19 protein-coding genes are annotated in these 14496 nt (G+C 69.5%); all 19 read right to left on the bottom strand.

All coding sequences use genetic code 11. The features are described from left to right. Window positions 1-8: 8 nt before the first annotated feature. The gene (locus tag QWU11_RS26095) at window positions 9-455 is read right to left on the bottom strand and encodes a hypothetical protein (RefSeq protein WP_290117043.1); all 447 of its coding nucleotides are present in this window, start codon (window positions 453-455) and stop codon (window positions 9-11) included. 1 nt (window position 456) lies between these two features. Then, the gene (locus QWU11_RS26090) at window positions 457-756 is read right to left on the bottom strand and encodes a hypothetical protein (protein WP_290117042.1); all 300 of its coding nucleotides are present in this window, start codon (window positions 754-756) and stop codon (window positions 457-459) included. Beyond that, a complete protein-coding gene (locus QWU11_RS26085; RefSeq protein ID WP_290117041.1) occupies window positions 756-1151 on the bottom strand; it encodes a hypothetical protein in 396 nt (131 codons plus the stop codon). Before QWU11_RS26085 ends, QWU11_RS26090 begins: the two co-directional genes overlap by 1 nt. Before the next feature lie 76 nt (window positions 1152-1227). Continuing rightward, a complete protein-coding gene (locus tag QWU11_RS26080; protein ID WP_290117040.1) occupies window positions 1228-2472 on the bottom strand; it encodes a phage major capsid protein in 1245 nt (414 codons plus the stop codon). A gap of 61 nt (window positions 2473-2533) precedes the next feature. After that, window positions 2534-3427 (bottom strand): HK97 family phage prohead protease, encoded by an 894-nt coding sequence (locus QWU11_RS26075; protein ID WP_290117039.1) that lies wholly within the window; start codon window positions 3425-3427, stop codon window positions 2534-2536. Window position 3428: 1 nt separating this feature from the next. After that, the gene (locus tag QWU11_RS26070; protein WP_290117038.1) at window positions 3429-4670 is read right to left on the bottom strand and encodes a phage portal protein; all 1242 of its coding nucleotides are present in this window, start codon (window positions 4668-4670) and stop codon (window positions 3429-3431) included. After that, the gene (locus QWU11_RS26065) at window positions 4667-4903 is read right to left on the bottom strand and encodes a hypothetical protein (protein WP_290117037.1); all 237 of its coding nucleotides are present in this window, start codon (window positions 4901-4903) and stop codon (window positions 4667-4669) included. The genes QWU11_RS26070 and QWU11_RS26065 overlap by 4 nt, the downstream gene beginning before the upstream one ends. Then, a complete protein-coding gene (locus tag QWU11_RS26060) occupies window positions 4900-5040 on the bottom strand; it encodes a hypothetical protein (RefSeq protein WP_290117036.1) in 141 nt (46 codons plus the stop codon). Before QWU11_RS26060 ends, QWU11_RS26065 begins: the two co-directional genes overlap by 4 nt. Before the next feature lie 10 nt (window positions 5041-5050). Then, the gene (locus QWU11_RS26055; protein WP_290117035.1) at window positions 5051-6529 is read right to left on the bottom strand and encodes a terminase TerL endonuclease subunit; all 1479 of its coding nucleotides are present in this window, start codon (window positions 6527-6529) and stop codon (window positions 5051-5053) included. Continuing rightward, window positions 6501-7085, bottom strand: coding sequence for a P27 family phage terminase small subunit (locus QWU11_RS26050; RefSeq protein ID WP_290117034.1), 585 nt, complete (start codon window positions 7083-7085; stop codon window positions 6501-6503). Before QWU11_RS26050 ends, QWU11_RS26055 begins: the two co-directional genes overlap by 29 nt. Continuing rightward, entirely contained in the window at window positions 7085-7795 is a 711-nt protein-coding gene (locus tag QWU11_RS26045) for an HNH endonuclease (RefSeq protein ID WP_290117033.1), read from the bottom strand. Before QWU11_RS26045 ends, QWU11_RS26050 begins: the two co-directional genes overlap by 1 nt. Window positions 7796-8631: 836 nt before the next feature. Beyond that, window positions 8632-8781 carry a hypothetical protein gene (locus tag QWU11_RS26040; protein ID WP_290117032.1) on the bottom strand — a complete coding sequence of 50 codons (150 nt, stop codon included), beginning with the start codon at window positions 8779-8781 and terminating at the stop codon, window positions 8632-8634. A gap of 20 nt (window positions 8782-8801) precedes the next feature. Next, window positions 8802-8999 (bottom strand): hypothetical protein, encoded by a 198-nt coding sequence (locus tag QWU11_RS26035; RefSeq protein WP_290117031.1) that lies wholly within the window; start codon window positions 8997-8999, stop codon window positions 8802-8804. A 26-nt stretch (window positions 9000-9025) separates the two neighbouring features. Further along, window positions 9026-9490, bottom strand: a complete 465-nt coding sequence (locus tag QWU11_RS26030) for a hypothetical protein (protein ID WP_290117030.1) — start codon at window positions 9488-9490, stop codon at window positions 9026-9028. Beyond that, window positions 9487-9681: a hypothetical protein gene (locus QWU11_RS26025; RefSeq protein WP_290117029.1), complete on the bottom strand. Its 195-nt coding sequence runs from the start codon at window positions 9679-9681 to the stop codon at window positions 9487-9489. The genes QWU11_RS26030 and QWU11_RS26025 overlap by 4 nt, the downstream gene beginning before the upstream one ends. Continuing rightward, the gene (locus tag QWU11_RS26020; RefSeq protein ID WP_290117028.1) at window positions 9678-10253 is read right to left on the bottom strand and encodes a DUF6221 family protein; all 576 of its coding nucleotides are present in this window, start codon (window positions 10251-10253) and stop codon (window positions 9678-9680) included. Before QWU11_RS26020 ends, QWU11_RS26025 begins: the two co-directional genes overlap by 4 nt. Continuing rightward, the gene (locus QWU11_RS26015; RefSeq protein ID WP_290117027.1) at window positions 10250-11146 is read right to left on the bottom strand and encodes a hypothetical protein; all 897 of its coding nucleotides are present in this window, start codon (window positions 11144-11146) and stop codon (window positions 10250-10252) included. The genes QWU11_RS26020 and QWU11_RS26015 overlap by 4 nt, the downstream gene beginning before the upstream one ends. Continuing rightward, on the bottom strand, window positions 11121-11486 hold the full coding sequence (locus QWU11_RS26010; RefSeq protein WP_290117026.1) for a hypothetical protein: 366 nt from the start codon (window positions 11484-11486) through the stop codon (window positions 11121-11123). Before QWU11_RS26010 ends, QWU11_RS26015 begins: the two co-directional genes overlap by 26 nt. A gap of 358 nt (window positions 11487-11844) precedes the next feature. Further along, window positions 11845-14487: a phage/plasmid primase, P4 family gene (locus tag QWU11_RS26005; protein WP_290117025.1), complete on the bottom strand. Its 2643-nt coding sequence runs from the start codon at window positions 14485-14487 to the stop codon at window positions 11845-11847. Window positions 14488-14496 lie beyond the last annotated feature (9 nt).

Here is a 14496-nt window from a genome sequence, read left to right as displayed (position 1 = left end):
GGGGTTGGTCAGGCGGCGCGGGCGAAGCCGGCGGCGGCGATCACTGCGGTGACGTCGGTGCCGTCGGGGGTGATCGCGAAATCGTGTTTGGTCAGCGGCACGATGTTGCTGTCGGTGCCGGCGCCGGTGTCGTTGTCGTAGCAGATGAGGAGCGCGCCGACCGCGTTGCCGGTCGCGGCGGTCCACGTCTGGTCGGGGATGTCGATGTCCAGGCGGTCGTTCGTGTCGTCGACCGTGACCGTGATCCCCGAGGAGATGGTCTTGCGGCCCCACGTCGTCTGCTCGTTGGAGGAGCCGGCTAGCAGCGAAGCGAGGTCGTCGTAGTCCTTCAACGTCGCGTCGGTCTCCAGACCCGACGCCTCGAGCGGTACGACGATCAGAGCATCAGCGGACAGGGGCAGACCGGCGAGCGTCTTGATCTGCCCCTTGGCGATGTTGAAAACGAAGTCGGCCATCTCAGTCCTTCTTCTCGCCCGGGCCTCGCGCGCCGCCGCCCGACGGCCGCGAACGGCGACGGGCCGTCGGCTTCTGCGCGGCCGCGGCCGGGTCCTTCGCCGACGTCGAGGTCGAGGTGGCGGTGGTTTCGGGCCCGGGGGCGGCACGCTCGGGTGTCTCTGGCGCCGCGTCGCGGACGAGTTCGGCGCGGACACCGTCGGCCCACCCCTCGGCCTGCTCGCCGGACATGTCGACCTCGTCGCCGGCGACGAAGGAGTGGTCGTCGCCGGCGACGGCCTGGAGGAAGCGGACGCGGGGCATCAGGGACGCACCACCGGGGCGGTCCGCGGGTCGCCGAGCAGCACCAGGGCGTCGTAGACCCCGCCGGTCGACGGCGAGCCGGACACGGTGGACTTGGCCCGGATGTACCGCTTGCCTCCGAGGTAGCCGATCTCGACGATCTTGTCGTCGTCGGACGAACCGAGCGCCGGCGGCGTGCCCTGCAGGTTGCCCGCGGCCACGGTCCCCCAGGTCGAGTTGTCGTCGGACTCCTCGATCGTGAGGGTGTGCGTGCCGTCGGTCATCGTGCCGGTGTGCACAACGACCATCGCGGACATGTAACCGGCGCGGTCGACGCCAGTGCCGGTCGCGGTCGTGGTACGCGCCGCGTTCGTGATCGTCGGGACGCACTTGACGTTGTTGAACAGGTCCTTCACAGGGGTGACCTCTCTCTGTGGTCGGGACAGGCAGGGATGCCGGCGGGCCGCTGCGAGACGACCCGCCGGCGTACGGTCAGCTCGCGGCGTGCTGGTAGCAGCGGATCGCCGACGTGTCGTCCGGCTTGCCGTCGTGCCGCGCGAAAGCGAGGTAGCCGACCTGGAGGAAGTCGGCGTACCTCTCGGTGAGGCGCAGGTTCTGGACGGCGAGGACCTGACGGATGATGTAGCCGGCGGCCACGTCGCCGAACAGGACCGTCTTGGCGTTCGCGGCCGGCACGGGGAACGAGTTGTCGATCGTGTACTTGAAGCCGTTGATCGTGGCCGGGAAGCCAGGCGCGGGGATCGGCACCCACAGCGGCCGGCCCTGGGTGTCCTTGAGCTTCCTGATGGCCTTGAGCATCCCGTCGGCCATGACGTACTGCGCGGTGTTGCGGTACGCCGGGTCGATGGAGTGCTCCAGGTCGACCAGGTCGTCGTAGATGATCGACGTGGTCTGCCCGGATCCGCCCGTCTTGCCGACGGTGCAGTTGGTGAGGATGCCCTCCGGCTGCTCCACGCCGGTCCCGGTGGCGAACGCACGGCCGCCGCGGCGGCCGATCCGCTCGCCCTGCTTCCTCGGGAGCCAGGTGTTCAGGTCGAACGCGTTGTCCTGCAGCAGCTGCAGCGGCAGGCGCACCATCTTGGAGTTGATGGTGTACGCGCTGAGCTTCCGCTGGCCGAACGTGACGTCACCGTTGTTGACCTGCGTGTTCTCGGTGAGGTACTCGCCCTCGTTGCCGGTGTCGTCGGACGTCGGCCAGGGCAGGTCCTGGCCGGTCGAGGTGGTGATGACGGTCGCCAGGGCGTAGATGCCACCGAAGGCCTTCATGGTCTCGGTCAGGACCGCGCGGTAGGCCTCGGGGACGGTGTAGCCGCCGAGGGTGTCGTCCTGCGTCGAGCCGGCGCGGGCCTCGAACCGCTCCTGGAGCAGGTCCTGCTGCTCGACGGACAGCCGGGTCATGCCCCGGCGCAGGTACGCGCCGAACGCCTCGGCGTATCGGACCTCGGCGTCTTCGTCGACGTCCCGGCGCTCGCCGGGCTGATCGATGGTCGGCGGGGCGACCAGCTGGCCGCGGTCGACCTTGTCGAGGGCCGCCATTCGGTTCAGGCGCTCGATGTCGCCGGACACCTCGGTCAGGCGCGTCTCGGCGGCGTCCCAGTTGGTGCGCTCCTCGGCGGTCATGTCACGGTTCTCGGCCTCGGCCGCGCCCGTGATCTCCTGCATCCGGGTCCAGACCCGGTTCTGCTCATCGATGAGCGTGTTGAGCCTGTCGCTCACGTGTGCCCCCTTCGGGCATGCCGACGGCCCCGCGGGATGGCGGGGTCGTGATCGGGTGGGGTTACCGGGACAGCGGCAGCGCGTAGCGCGCGGCCAGGCCCCGCATTGCCAGGCCGACCTGGTCGACGTGCCGTCGAGTGCCCTCACGCGGCTCGACGTCGTCTCCGCGAGTGCTCTCACGCGGCTCGCGGACGGTCTCCAGCAGGTCACGCAGTTCGGGCCGAAACGCGACCCTCTTCTCGATCGCCGCGGCGTCGCCGCGCTGTGCGAGCGCGTGCGCCACGGAGCTCAGCTCCGCCTCGGTGGTCGGTGAGGCGGGGAAGGACACGGCCGACACCTCGATCAGCCGGGCCTCGCGGATGGTCCGCAGGTCGGCCTCGACGGTGTCGCCATCGACCGTCTCGATCTCGACCGTCGACCAGTCCGCCTTGAGGCAATAGAAGCCGATCGACATTCCGGTGATGTTGCCGTTTCGCAGGTTGGCCTTCAGGTCCGAGACGTACGACAGATCCGGGTCGAGCGCGGAGTTGACGGCCAGGCCGATCTTGTCCTGGGCGAGGTTGAGGCTTCCGGCGGAGACTCTGGACACGACGTAGTAGGAGGCGTGGTCGATCAGCATCCGCTGGTCACCCTCCGACAGCGTCTTCGTGAAGGTCCCCGGTGCGACCTCCTCGTAGAACCCCCAAGTGAGGGGATTCCCGATCGCGTACCGGGCCTCTTCTCCGAACTTCGACGCGTAGCCGCGGAAACGCTCAGCGGAAACGTCGTCGCCCTCGTCGGTGTCTTCGTCCTGGGCGGCGCGCTCGATACGGATGTCGGCGCCTGCGAGCGGCAGATTCCGCTCCTCGAGGACGCTGACCCGGCCGCGCCGGGCGCGGCCGCTCTGGGCGTCTTCGGACGTCGGTTCGTTGGAGGGCGACGCGTCCGTCCCGCGCCGCTCGCGGTCGAGCTGCATGTCACGCTCCCTGGGGATCTGCGGCCGGCGGCGGCTCCTCGCCGATCGGCATCATGTTCGTGGGCTGCCAGTACGTCTGGCCCTTGCCGTCAGGCACTGGCGGGAGGTCTTCGGCGTCCCTGATCTCGTCACCGTTGAGCGCGCCGAGCTCGCGGAGCGCACGGTAGAACTCCGCGCGCGCAGCCGAGTCACCGCGGAGCAACTCGTTCACGCGGTAGCGCGCCTCGATCTTCGGGTTGAGCAGGATCTCCTTGGTGATGCGCTGCTCGGTCGGGGCGAGCCACTGCGGGTGCAGGTCGAAGGTGACCCAGCCGAGGGCCTGCTGCTCCAGCCCGGTGCCCCAGGACGTCGACCGCTCGGTCAGCATCAGCAGGAAAGGAGGCACACCGAACCAGCGCGCGATCTCCTCGACCTCAAAGTTGCGGGACTCCAGGAACTGGGCGTCGTCGTGGGGCATCGTCAGGGTCTGGAACTTCGCGCCGGAGTCGAGCACGGCGATCTCGTGGGAGCGGTCGAGGCCGCTCATCTTCGCCTTCCAGCGCTCTTTCAACGCTTCGGCCTGGCCTGGCTCCAGCCGCGCGTCGGTCTGGAGGATGCCACCCATGAGGTTGCCGGAGCCGAAGAACCGGGCGCCGTACCGCTCAGCGGCCAGACCGAGACCGATGGTCTGGCGGGCCATCTGCACGACCGACAGGCCGACGACGCCGTCGTAGCCGAGGCCGGGCAGGTGCAGGATGTCGCGGCTCGTCAGCGGGATGACCGGACCCGGCTCGTCACGGGTTCCGGTGTCGACCCAGAAGATCTTGCCGGAGGGGTTCGCCTCGGTGGGCCGGTACGCGTAGACCCGGACCTTGTCCGGGGTGATCGGCCACAGCTCTTTGATCTGGCCGGCGCCGTTCCGAAGCTTCTGCACGAACGCATTGCCCCAGAGCAGCCGGTGAGCGTAGGTCAGACGCCACAGCTCGTACGGGACCATGTCCGGGTGGGGGTCGGCGAGCAGCGGCGACGCAGCAGGCTGTTTCGTGCCGCGTACGTACGGCACGAGCGGCAGCGCAGCCGACACACCGGAGATCAGCGCAACGGACCGCCACACCGCCGCCATCGTCAGCGCGGACCGCTCGGAGACGGGAACACCCGAGTCGGTGGCGCCGCCGCCGAAGACGCTCATGAGCTCCGCGGCGGACAGGTCCGTGTCAGGGTTCTCGAGGGAGGAGCGCTGCTCGAACAGCCCGAACAGGCTCATGCGGCGCGATCACCGACCGCGCGCGGCCGCGCCGCCACCTTCGGGCGCGGAGCCGCACGCTCGCACCACAGCACGCCGAGGACGCCGGTGACCATCCACCCGGCCGGCATGTAGATCAGCCACACGCCGGCGACGAACGCGGCGAGGAAGGCGACCTCGAGGAGCTCCAGGCGCACCCGCCACAGCGCGGCCGCGCCCGCTCGGGCCGCTTCGCCTGCGCGCTGTCCGGTCATCGGGGTCCACCGCCCGCCGTGACCTTTCGCAGGCCGAACCAGCAGCCCAAGAGCTCGCGCTGCCAGGGGGTCAATCGCACGTCGGCGACGTGCTCCTCGATCCACGCGCACGCGGCCTCGCCATCGATGGCGCTCATCGCGACCTCCTCACCACAGGTTCGGGACCGCGGGCGCTTCGACCGGGACGCCGGACAGGAACAGGGCCATGACCATCGCGATGCAGGCGTCGATCTTCCGCTTGCTGCGGCCCTTGCTGAGCCGCCACCCGGAGTCGGTCTCTCGTACGGCGGCCGCCAGGACGTGGTCGGTGAGCACCGGGTCGTCACCGTGCACGACCAGGCCGCCGGTGATGAGCCGGTACGCGTCCTGACAGGCCGGGACCATCGACGCAGCCCCCTGGGAGAACTCAGCCATCGGCAGGCCCTCATCGAGGAGGACCTCCGCGGACCGCTGGAAATACGCCGGGTCGTACGCGACCGTCTGCAGGTTCAGCAACCGATGCTGCTCCCGCAGGTAGTTCTCGACCGCGTGAGTGTCGACGGTCCCGCCCGATTTCGCCGGGTCCCATACCTTCGCCTGTACCGCGACCCGGCCGTCGGGCTGGTGCTGCGTCAGTACGACCGCGACATGGTCGTGCTTGAGCGCCATGTCGACCGCCGCGTACGCCGGCCGCTGCGGGTCCAGGTGGACGGTCCCTGTGCAGGCTTCCCACGCGCCGGGCGGCAGCCACGACTCGTCCGACCTGGTCCACTGCCCGAGGTGGTACCGGCGGTACTCGAACTCGGGGATCTGGTAGAACCGCGCGACGACGTCATCGGTCCGCAGGAACGTGCCCGCGGCAGGGTTCGCCGCGAGGACCGCCGCCAGGAGCTGCGACTCGTCGGTCAGATCGTAGATGTCCGCTGCGCCGTAGTGCACGAACATGAACCGGGGGTCGTCGACCTCGCCGGCGTTGACGCGGTAGCCGTACAGATGCTTGCGGCCGGCGAGGGTCTCAAGGTCGCTGCCCGGAGTGGTCGTGTTCACGACGATCGAGTTGGCGCGCTTGCTCATCCCGTTGACGAGCACAAGGTGCACGCGTTCCTTGTTGCCGACCCACTCGTGGATCTCGTCGGCGCCGAGCGACGATGGGCGCTGGCCGTCGTTCGTACCGGCGACCGCGGCGACGCGGTACGCGCGGCCCGGGCCGCCCTTGACGAGGATCTCGGTGTCGTACGCCTCAGTGAACTCCCGTAGCGTCGGCGACTCCCGACACGAGTGCTTCATGTCGCCGAACAGCAGATCGGCCTGCTCGAAGCTGGCGGCCGCGACCGGGACGAGCGGGGAACCCTTCGGGCCGAACAGCGGCGGGCCGAGAAGCTCGAACAGCTGCACCCAGCCGTTCAGCGGGGTCTTACCCTGCCCCTTCGGGACCTCGATGAGGGCCTCGCGGAACCGGCGCTGCCCGGTGATCGGGTTGTACTCGTACAGCCAGTAGATGAGCTGTTTCTGCCAGCGCTGCAGCCGGACGGGGGCCCCGAAGTAGTCGCCCTCGCCGTAGACGCAGTGCCGCTGGATCCAGGTGCAGACGAGCTTGCCGTGCGAGGGCCAGCCGAGGTTACGCGGAGCGCTGAGAGGCCGTGCCATCGTCGACGACCTCGCCGGGGATCGCGTCGTCGAGCCGGGGGTCGTCGTCCTCGTCATCGCCATCACCCCCGCCGAGCCCGTGGTTGAGGTCAGCGAGGGTCTTCGCGGTCTGACCCAACGTCATGTTCAGGCCGAGACGGGCGCGCGGGGACAGGCCGAAGCGGTCTTCGAGCTGGCGGATCTCCGAGGCCTGGGTCTGCATGTGCCGCAGCAGCGGGTTCATCACCAGCTGGCCTTTGCTGCCCACGACCATGTGGCCGGCCTTACGCACCGTGCGACCGCACCGCTCCAGGTCGTCGTACAGGCTGAACAGCCGCTCGAGCGCCGTACGGTCCGAGACGCGGTCAGCGAGGGCTGCGACCGGAGAGGTCCAGAACTCGTCCCACCGGTCGCGGGTCACCTTCAGCAACCCGGCAGGAGGCGGCGGAGGCGGCTGGGGCGCGTCGGTGACCGCCAGGTCCTCGTCGAACTCGTCGCCGACGGGCACCAGCGTCGACGGTTCGTTCCGGCGCTGCCGCTTGTCCGGGTCCTTCCGGGTCGGGCCGCGACCACCCATCACGCCCCCTTGATGATCTCGTCGCGGTCATCCGGCTCGTACGCGTCGAACCACGCCCGCACGTACCGGCGCCACTGATCCGGCCGCTCGCCCATCGCGCGACGCAGACACACTTCCTCGGCGGCCAGGACGACGACGACACGCGCCCCGTACCGGCGCCGGTAGGACTCCCGTACGGCCCGCTTCGCCGCAGCGTTGATCACCCACACCCGGCGGACGTCGTGGTTACCGAGCACCAGCCGGTCCAGGACAGCGTCACGGGCCTCACACACGAAGGGCTTGTGCGCCTCGACGTGTCCGTGCATCGCCCCGTTGACCTGCAGCGCGGTAGCAATGGCGTCGTAGTCGAGCACCAGGTCCTGCGGGCCGGCGTGCGCCCGGACGAAGAAGTTCTTGCCCGCGGCCGGCGGGCCCGCCACCAACGTCATCGCCAAGCCGGGAACCGCGGGAGTGTCCAGCTCGGCCTGCCGCGCGGAGTTGCAGGATCGGCACAGCACCCGCAGTGGCCCGTCGATCCGGCCGCCGGCCGCGCGCGGGTTGACGTGGTCGGCGGTCAGGTCCGTCGACGGGTGGGCGTCACGCTGCCAGCCCGGGCACACCCAGCCGTACTGCTCGACGTGCACGCGGACGAGATCCGCGCGCCGGCGCCGCTCGTTCCGCCCGTACCCGGCCCGCGTCCGGCGCTTCGGTTCGACGCGTTTCGCAGTCACACAACGTGCACACTGACCGGTCACTCTCTGTCGGCAACCTGGGCAGATGTGCGGCATCGGCCGGCCCATCGCAGCCTCCGATGCCGGAATTTGGTCACTTTCCGTGAGTCCAGACCCGTACAGAAAAAAAATGACCTGCGGCCGAGGTCTCCGTGTCGAGACGCCTGAAGATCGCGAGCGGCATGCCCCTGACCTGCGGAAACGCGGGAACGGCATGCCGCGTATAGGCCCCTGACCTGCAGAAACGTGAATGGCGATTGAGGTAGGTGCCTGCCCTACATGAGTGATCGTGCCTGTGGCCTGCGCAAATGCCGACACGGGTCGCACGCATGCCCGTGACCTGCGACAACGCGAGCGATGATCATCGATCCCGCGCCCGGTACGCGCGTCACTCGTAGTAGCGCACGCCTCTGACCTGCGGAAACGACAGACAGTAGTCAATGACTCTGCGTTACTACTGCCAGAGGGGGCGAGTGGAGGTTACTGCAGTGCGCTGACCTGCTGAAATACAGAGCGTGACGTGGTGATCGGCACTGACCGCGCAAGCCGAATGGGGGGCTGACGTGCGAGAACCCGACACGTGGGCCGGGTTCGGGGTGTGGGCATAGTTCGCCCGGTGGCAATTATCGTTCGCTGCTGGTCAAGACGTCAAGCGCATCGTGACGGTGCGTTATCTTGCGTTGCTTTCTCGGGTAGCTCGCGGAGGTCGAGGAGCATGCAACGGGCCGTGCCGTACCGGGTGATGCGCCCCTCATGGACCCAGCGCCGCAGGGTGCCGGCGGGGCGGCCGGTCCACTCGACGGCCTGGGCCATATCGACGAGGATCGGCGGGCGGGTCAACCCTGGCCTGCCCGCTCGGCGACTTGGGCGAGGATGCGTGCGAGGCGCTCGGGGTCGACGTGGGAGCCGGCTGCAACGGCGGTCTCCAGCGCGGTGAGTGCGTCGTCGCGTACGCCGTCCCAGATCGGGTTAGGCCGCGGGTACATGCCGATCATTGTCCCGCATGTCAGGGCTGTTCAGCGACGCGCTGCTGTGCGGTCTCGTGCGCCTCGGCCTGGCGCGGGTCGCAGCCGTTCGGGCAGAACCAAGGCCCGGGTTCTGTGATGACGAAGCCGGCCCTAACGTCGACGTTGACGGGCTCGAATCCGACGAGGGTCTCGCAGACCGGGCAGACAGGTCCGTGCAAGCTCGGCTTGGGTTCCATGTCGCTCCTGTTCGTACGGGGATCGATCATCCGGCGTCGAAGCCGTAAAAGCGCCGGCCGTCGGGCGTGGTGAGCTCGGCGAGGGTACCGATGTCGGGGTCGTGGACGATCCTGAGGTGCAGCGCATCGGGCTGTGGCTGAGCGGCCCACGCGGCTTCGGAGAGCCACGGCTCGGGCAGCGCCACCCCGGTCAGCTCGACCCCGGCAGCGATCTCTGCCTCTGTCGGTGCTGTGGGATCGGCGAGCGACTCGACGAACACCCACCTGGCAGGCTGTGGCTCCGGCCAGAAGATGGCGCCGCAGCCGTTGCAGAGCTGCTCGTGCGGAGGTGCGGCACCCATCTCGGGCATCTCGATCGTGTCCTCGTGTGGGCAGGTGAGCCACGCGGCGGGGAGCTGCCGGTCGCAGTCCGGGCAGAGCGCGGCGACAGTCTCCCCACCGCTCTCGACGGGTACGGCGCGGGCATGCGCGCAGCGCCGAACGTTCGTCACAGACGGCTCGCTTCTTCGATGATCTGCTCGGTCTCGGCCAGGAGCGCGGCCTTGGCCGCGCGAACCGTGTCGTGGTCATGTCGCCCATCGCAGTGGCCGCAGACCGGGCAGTGCGGGTGGTCCGCTCGGCCACAGTCGGATCCGGGGTTCCACGTGCAGCGTTCGCAATTGAAGCACGACTGCTCGCTCACGGCCTCCACTCCTCGCGGTAGTCCGAGTGGTCGGCGTACGGCAGGGCGAGCGTCCGGAGAGTGCGGCAGGGCCACGACCGCTCGCGCCGCCACATGGTCTCTGGCTCACAACTGCGGCAGAGCGTCATCGGCTCCTTGGTCAGGTGCGCATCGTTGAAATACGGATGCCCTGGCGTGACAGACATCCGACCGTGTAGCCGCACCAGTTCCCGATTGGCTTCGACCTGGCGCAGCGCGCGGGCCGGGTCATGGCGGGCCATGTGGATGGCCGCGCCCCCTGGGGCGGCAACCAAGCCGTCGAGGCCTCCGCCTGCCACTTGCACGACTCCGGTTGATGGGTTGTCCCACTCCGCGTATCCGTCGTTGTCCTGGGCCTCCAGCGCCAGCAGCTTGTCCTCGCCGAGCCGGGCCTGCAGGAAGTCCACCAGGTTGGTCACGCGGTCGTCCTTTCGTGGTTGCTCGAAGCTCAGGCGGATGGAGTCTTCGTTGATCTCACCGAGGTAGACGGGCGGGTAGTCGGGAACGGCCTCGCCGTCACGGGGTGCTGGATACCACCAGGCCTGGCCGCTCATGCGCTCAAGCCTTCCATCTCGTCGAGGAGTGCGACCCAGGAGCCGCGTGGCCAGGAAGCCCCGCAGCGCTCGTATCCGATCGGGAACGGCGCGTCCTCGTCGGCGGCGGGCCCGTGGAGGGGCACGTAGCCGTCGCACCAGACGGCGCTGGAGGCGTCGGTGCGTACGAGGAGCTGCCCGCCGCAGTGCCGGCAGTACATGTCGCGCAGGGCGACGATGGGCGCCTCATACCCGAGGACGATCTTCGCGGTGGACACCCAGGAGCGGACGCGGCCGACGGCGCGGTGGACGTCGCGCTCGTCGGCGATCAGGGCCAGGGCGACGAGGTCGCGCAGTCCTCGCTTCGTGGACGGCTCGGGGTACGTGGCGCCGAGCTGCTCGCGGAGTTCGGTGACGCCGGCGCGGATGTCGAGGGACAGGTTGAGGGCTGCGGCCGCGGCCGGCTCCTTGGACTCCCATGAGCCGCCGGAGGGCATCGGGGACAGTGCGCCGTCGGCGTCCCAGCCGGGGCTGCCGCTCGGTACGGCGTTGCCGGCGGTGACGATGCCGTACGGCGCGGCTGGGCGGCGTTCGGTGCGGAGGTACATCCAGTGGCCGTGCGCGCAGACCCGCTCCGGAGGGCACGGGTCGTCCTGGTCGCGGACCCAGCGGTAGACGTCGACGGCGACGGTCGCGGCCGCGGCCTGGATGGCGTGGAGCTGGTCGATGATGCCGGGCGCGCGGGTGCGGTGGGTGGTCAGGTCGATGACGGCGATGGTCCGGTCGCGGCCGCGGCGGACGCGACGGTAGCGGGTGACCTCGGCGGTGGTGCGGACCTCGTCGACGAGCTCGCCGACGAGTCGGGCGAGCGCCTCGGCCTGGGTTTCGTCAGAACGGCGGTCGTTTTGCTGCATGGCGGTCGCCTTTCATGGTCGAGGATTTGAATTGCGCGGCGGCGGTGGCGGGGATCCGGCCGGGGCATCTGTGCGTGGCGAGCACGGGGTATTTGCGGTTTCGTATTCGCCATTGGTCGCGGGCCGCGATTTCGTGGTGGCCTGCGATGGGGATGAGGTCGTAGCTCATCCGTCCGGCGAGGAGCGCGTTGAGCTCTCCGATTTCGGCGAGCGGCTCGGGATCGAGGCGGACGTCGAACGCGCAGACGGCCTCGTCGAGGGCTCGGATGACGAGGCAGCGGCAGCGCGGGCAGCCGGCGAGGACTGCATGGAGGGCGCTGGCGGGGTTCCGCAGGTTCATGGGGCGCCTGCCTCGGCTGCGGCTCGCTGGGCGCGGGTTGCGGATGTTGCAGGTGCTCTGGTTGAGCGCTTTGCGTGTGTGTGCACGCGCGCGTGTAGGCGATAACCAGGGAAAAACTGCAACCCGCAACCCATGGCCTGTGGATAACTTCTACGGGTTGCGGTTTTTCCAGAGATGCGGTGTCGGTTACGGGTTGCGGATTCCGTGGCGGCTATCCCTACGTGAGCTGCCGCGATGGGAGTGAGGGTTGCGGATTTCTTGAGTCCGTTCCTGTCCGCCAGGGTTGCGGGTTCCGTCTGTGGATAAATGCGGGTGCGGGTTGCGGTTCCGCACCCCGGCAACCTGCACCCCGCGGCGGTCACCGCCACCCCAGCTGCTCGGGGGGTTGCGGTTCTGTGTCTCTCGGCTCGTGAGGTGGCGGCTCTTCCTCCACCAGGAGCGTCAGGCCGGCGTAGAACCGGGCGCCCTTGCTGCCCTGGACCGACTCGACGCCGTGGCGCTTCAGGGCGGTCGTGAGGGCCTTGGCGGACACCGGGGTCTCGCCCTCGGTGTAGCAGAACTTCTCGTATTCCTCGCGGACCTTCGACACCCTGGTGCGGGCGTAGTCCTTGTTTCCGCCGATGTGGCAGAGGGATTCCACGAATTGCCCGACCGAGTCCTGATCGTGCTCGTATTCTTCGGTCGCCGCTTTCACGCTGTCCGGCTCATCCAAGCCACCCTTGGCGAATTCCACGGCGCCCCTGATAATCCACGCGAGAATGGCGGGGCCGTGGTCGCGGGCGAGGATTCCCTGCAGGTCGTCGATGACCTGTTCCTTGGGGACCTCGTGGACGAACGGGATGAGGCGCAGGCGCCGCCAGAACGCGCGCCCGCCGGACCGTACGGCGGGCTTGTGGTTGCCCATCAACCAGAGGTGGTGGGTGGGGGTGAACGTGAAGTGGTCGGCGCGCATGAACCGCGCGGTCAGTGAGTCGCCGCCGGTGAGCTGTTTGACGCGGACCTCGTCGAACTTGTCGTCCTCGCCGACCTCGGAGCAGATGACCATGCGGACGCCGGCGAGGCGCGCGATCTCGGTCTCGTGGCTGGGGTTGGCCTTGCTCATCAGGAAGCCGCTGGGCGCGGACGTCGCGTAGTCGCCCAGGACGGCCGTGAGCGCTTCGAGGAAGACCCCCTTGCCGTTGCCTCCGGAGCCGAACGCGAAGGGCAGGACGTGCTTGGTGACGGCGCCTGTGGAGCTGTATCCGACGAGACGCTGGAGGTAGGCGATGAGGGCGTCGTCGGCGTTGAACGTGGCGGCGAGGAACCCGGACCACAGGGCGGGGTCGGCGTCGGGGGCGGGCGTGCAGGAGGTGATGCGGGTGTGGAGCTGGGCGGGGTCGGAGGGGAGGAGTTCGCCGGTGCGGAGGTCGACGATCCCGCCGGGGGTGTTGAGCTCCCAGGGGTGGTTGTCGAGGTCGTCGATGGAGACGACGACGCGGGTGTCGGTCTCGGCCTGGGTGAGCATGGCGGTGGTGCCGACCGCGGCCAGGGCGCGTTTCTTGTGCCGCTCTGCTTCCTTGTCGGGGCCTTCGGGGAGGGACCGGGCGACGCGTTTGGCGTATTCGCGTACGAGGCCGCCGGAGGAGGGTTCCCAGTGCCAGCGGGTGCCGTCCCAGGTGAGCCAGCGGCCGCGGTCGGGGCAGTACCGGACGACGTCGCCGAACCGGTCGACGAGGGCGAGGGCGGCGCCGTCGTCGGATCGTTCGTAGGTGCGTTCTTCGACGACGGTGAGCGGCTGTGTCTGCGCGGGGTTGAGCTGGGTGACGGTGGCGAGGTTCCCGTCGACGCCCATGCCGGTGGGGACGGGCTGGGGGCCGAGGACGGGCCGGGACGGCTCGGGCGCTGGGCGGCCGTATCCGGCGGCGTGGAGGGCCTTGGCGGCCGCGGTGTGGTCCCCGCCGTACTCCAGGAGGGCGTGCGCGCCGAACTTCGTGTACGGCGTTTCGCTGGCGAATTCGGTCGAGGTGGTGAAGACGTACAGGCGGTCGCGGTCGTCGCGCATGCCGGTCGACGCGGAGATGCCGGCGCGTTTCCCGGGCCGACGCCAGAATCGGCCTTTGCCGTGCGCGGTGACGAGGGTCCAGCCGTGCGGGCCGAGGATCTCCGCCCAGTCGGTGCGAGCCTCGTAGTCGTCGCCTGGGGAGAGCCCGCCGGCGGCGTGCTCGCGGTCGTCGGAGGGCTGCAGGAACCGGATCGGCTCTGGGGGCGGCGGCATCCGGTCGAGGACGGCGGCGACCTCGTAGAGGGCGTCGCGCTGCTCGCCAGTGATGGTGGGGATGCTGCCGGGACCGCCGGCGAGCAGCTCCCATGGGCGGCCGGTCTCGTGGACCGGTCCCGCTGACGGCGCGGTAACGACAAACCCGCCTTCGCCGCGCGTCTCGATGAGGACCTGGGGCACTTGCTCGCCGCGGGTGATGCCGTCGAGGGTCCGCTGGCGTTTCGCCCGGGTGTTCTCGTCCTGCTCGGCGTCGATGCTCGCCTGCTGGGCTGCCTTCCACGCGGCGAGTTCCTCAGGCGTGGAAGGGCGCCGGGCGAGCTTCGTGTTGGGGCGGGCGGCCGCGCCGTCGACGCGGTACAGAATGTGGATGCCGCCGGACGGGGTGCGTTCGAGGTATCCGCCGAGCAGCTGCTGTAGGAGGTCGCCGATGCCGGCGGCCGCGGCGAGTTGGAGGAGCTCGGGTAGCAGCCCGCCGTCGACGGCGCGGCCTTCCAGCTCGAACATCTCCAGCTGTCCGGACACTGCGCCGGTGAGGATGCCTATGCCGTGATGGCGGCGCGCCCAGTCTTCGACCTGTTGCCGGGTGGGGGGTGGCTGTTCTCGCCGGTAGATGGGCCGCCAGTTCACGGCGGGCGCCTTGGTGCCGTCACCCCGTACGGGGATGACGACGATGCCGACGTCGTGGAAGTGGAGGGCCGTGGCGGTGAGTGCCGCGGGTGGGGTGGCGTCGGCGTCGTTGCTCAAGTGGAGCTC

The organism is Actinomadura sp. DC4, assembly GCF_030406325.1.
Lineage (GTDB): Bacteria > Actinomycetota > Actinomycetes > Streptosporangiales > Streptosporangiaceae > Actinoallomurus.
Note: the sequence above shows the minus strand (reverse complement) of the source record. Positions and strands in the feature narration are given on the sequence as shown.

Bases quoted from the DNA above. Each gene is read 5' to 3' on its own strand.
- QWU11_RS26020 (WP_290117028.1), bottom strand. From the start codon at position 10,253: ATGAGCGGCCAGGCCTGGTGGTATCCAGCACCCCGTGACGGCGAGGCC.
- QWU11_RS26040 (WP_290117032.1), bottom strand. From the start codon at position 8,781: ATGTACCCGCGGCCTAACCCGATCTGGGACGGCGTACGCGACGACGCA.
- QWU11_RS26075 (WP_290117039.1), bottom strand. From the start codon at position 3,427: ATGCAGCTCGACCGCGAGCGGCGCGGGACGGACGCGTCGCCCTCCAAC.
- QWU11_RS26065 (WP_290117037.1), bottom strand. From the start codon at position 4,903: ATGACCGGACAGCGCGCAGGCGAAGCGGCCCGAGCGGGCGCGGCCGCG.
- QWU11_RS26010 (WP_290117026.1), bottom strand. From the start codon at position 11,486: ATGAACCTGCGGAACCCCGCCAGCGCCCTCCATGCAGTCCTCGCCGGC.
- QWU11_RS26035 (WP_290117031.1), bottom strand. From the start codon at position 8,999: ATGGAACCCAAGCCGAGCTTGCACGGACCTGTCTGCCCGGTCTGCGAG.
- QWU11_RS26015 (WP_290117027.1), bottom strand. From the start codon at position 11,146: ATGCAGCAAAACGACCGCCGTTCTGACGAAACCCAGGCCGAGGCGCTC.
- QWU11_RS26055 (WP_290117035.1), bottom strand. From the start codon at position 6,529: ATGGCACGGCCTCTCAGCGCTCCGCGTAACCTCGGCTGGCCCTCGCAC.
- QWU11_RS26060 (WP_290117036.1), bottom strand. From the start codon at position 5,040: ATGAGCGCCATCGATGGCGAGGCCGCGTGCGCGTGGATCGAGGAGCAC.
- QWU11_RS26070 (WP_290117038.1), bottom strand. From the start codon at position 4,670: ATGAGCCTGTTCGGGCTGTTCGAGCAGCGCTCCTCCCTCGAGAACCCT.
- QWU11_RS26090 (WP_290117042.1), bottom strand. From the start codon at position 756: ATGCCCCGCGTCCGCTTCCTCCAGGCCGTCGCCGGCGACGACCACTCC.
- QWU11_RS26095 (WP_290117043.1), bottom strand. From the start codon at position 455: ATGGCCGACTTCGTTTTCAACATCGCCAAGGGGCAGATCAAGACGCTC.
- QWU11_RS26050 (WP_290117034.1), bottom strand. From the start codon at position 7,085: ATGGGTGGTCGCGGCCCGACCCGGAAGGACCCGGACAAGCGGCAGCGC.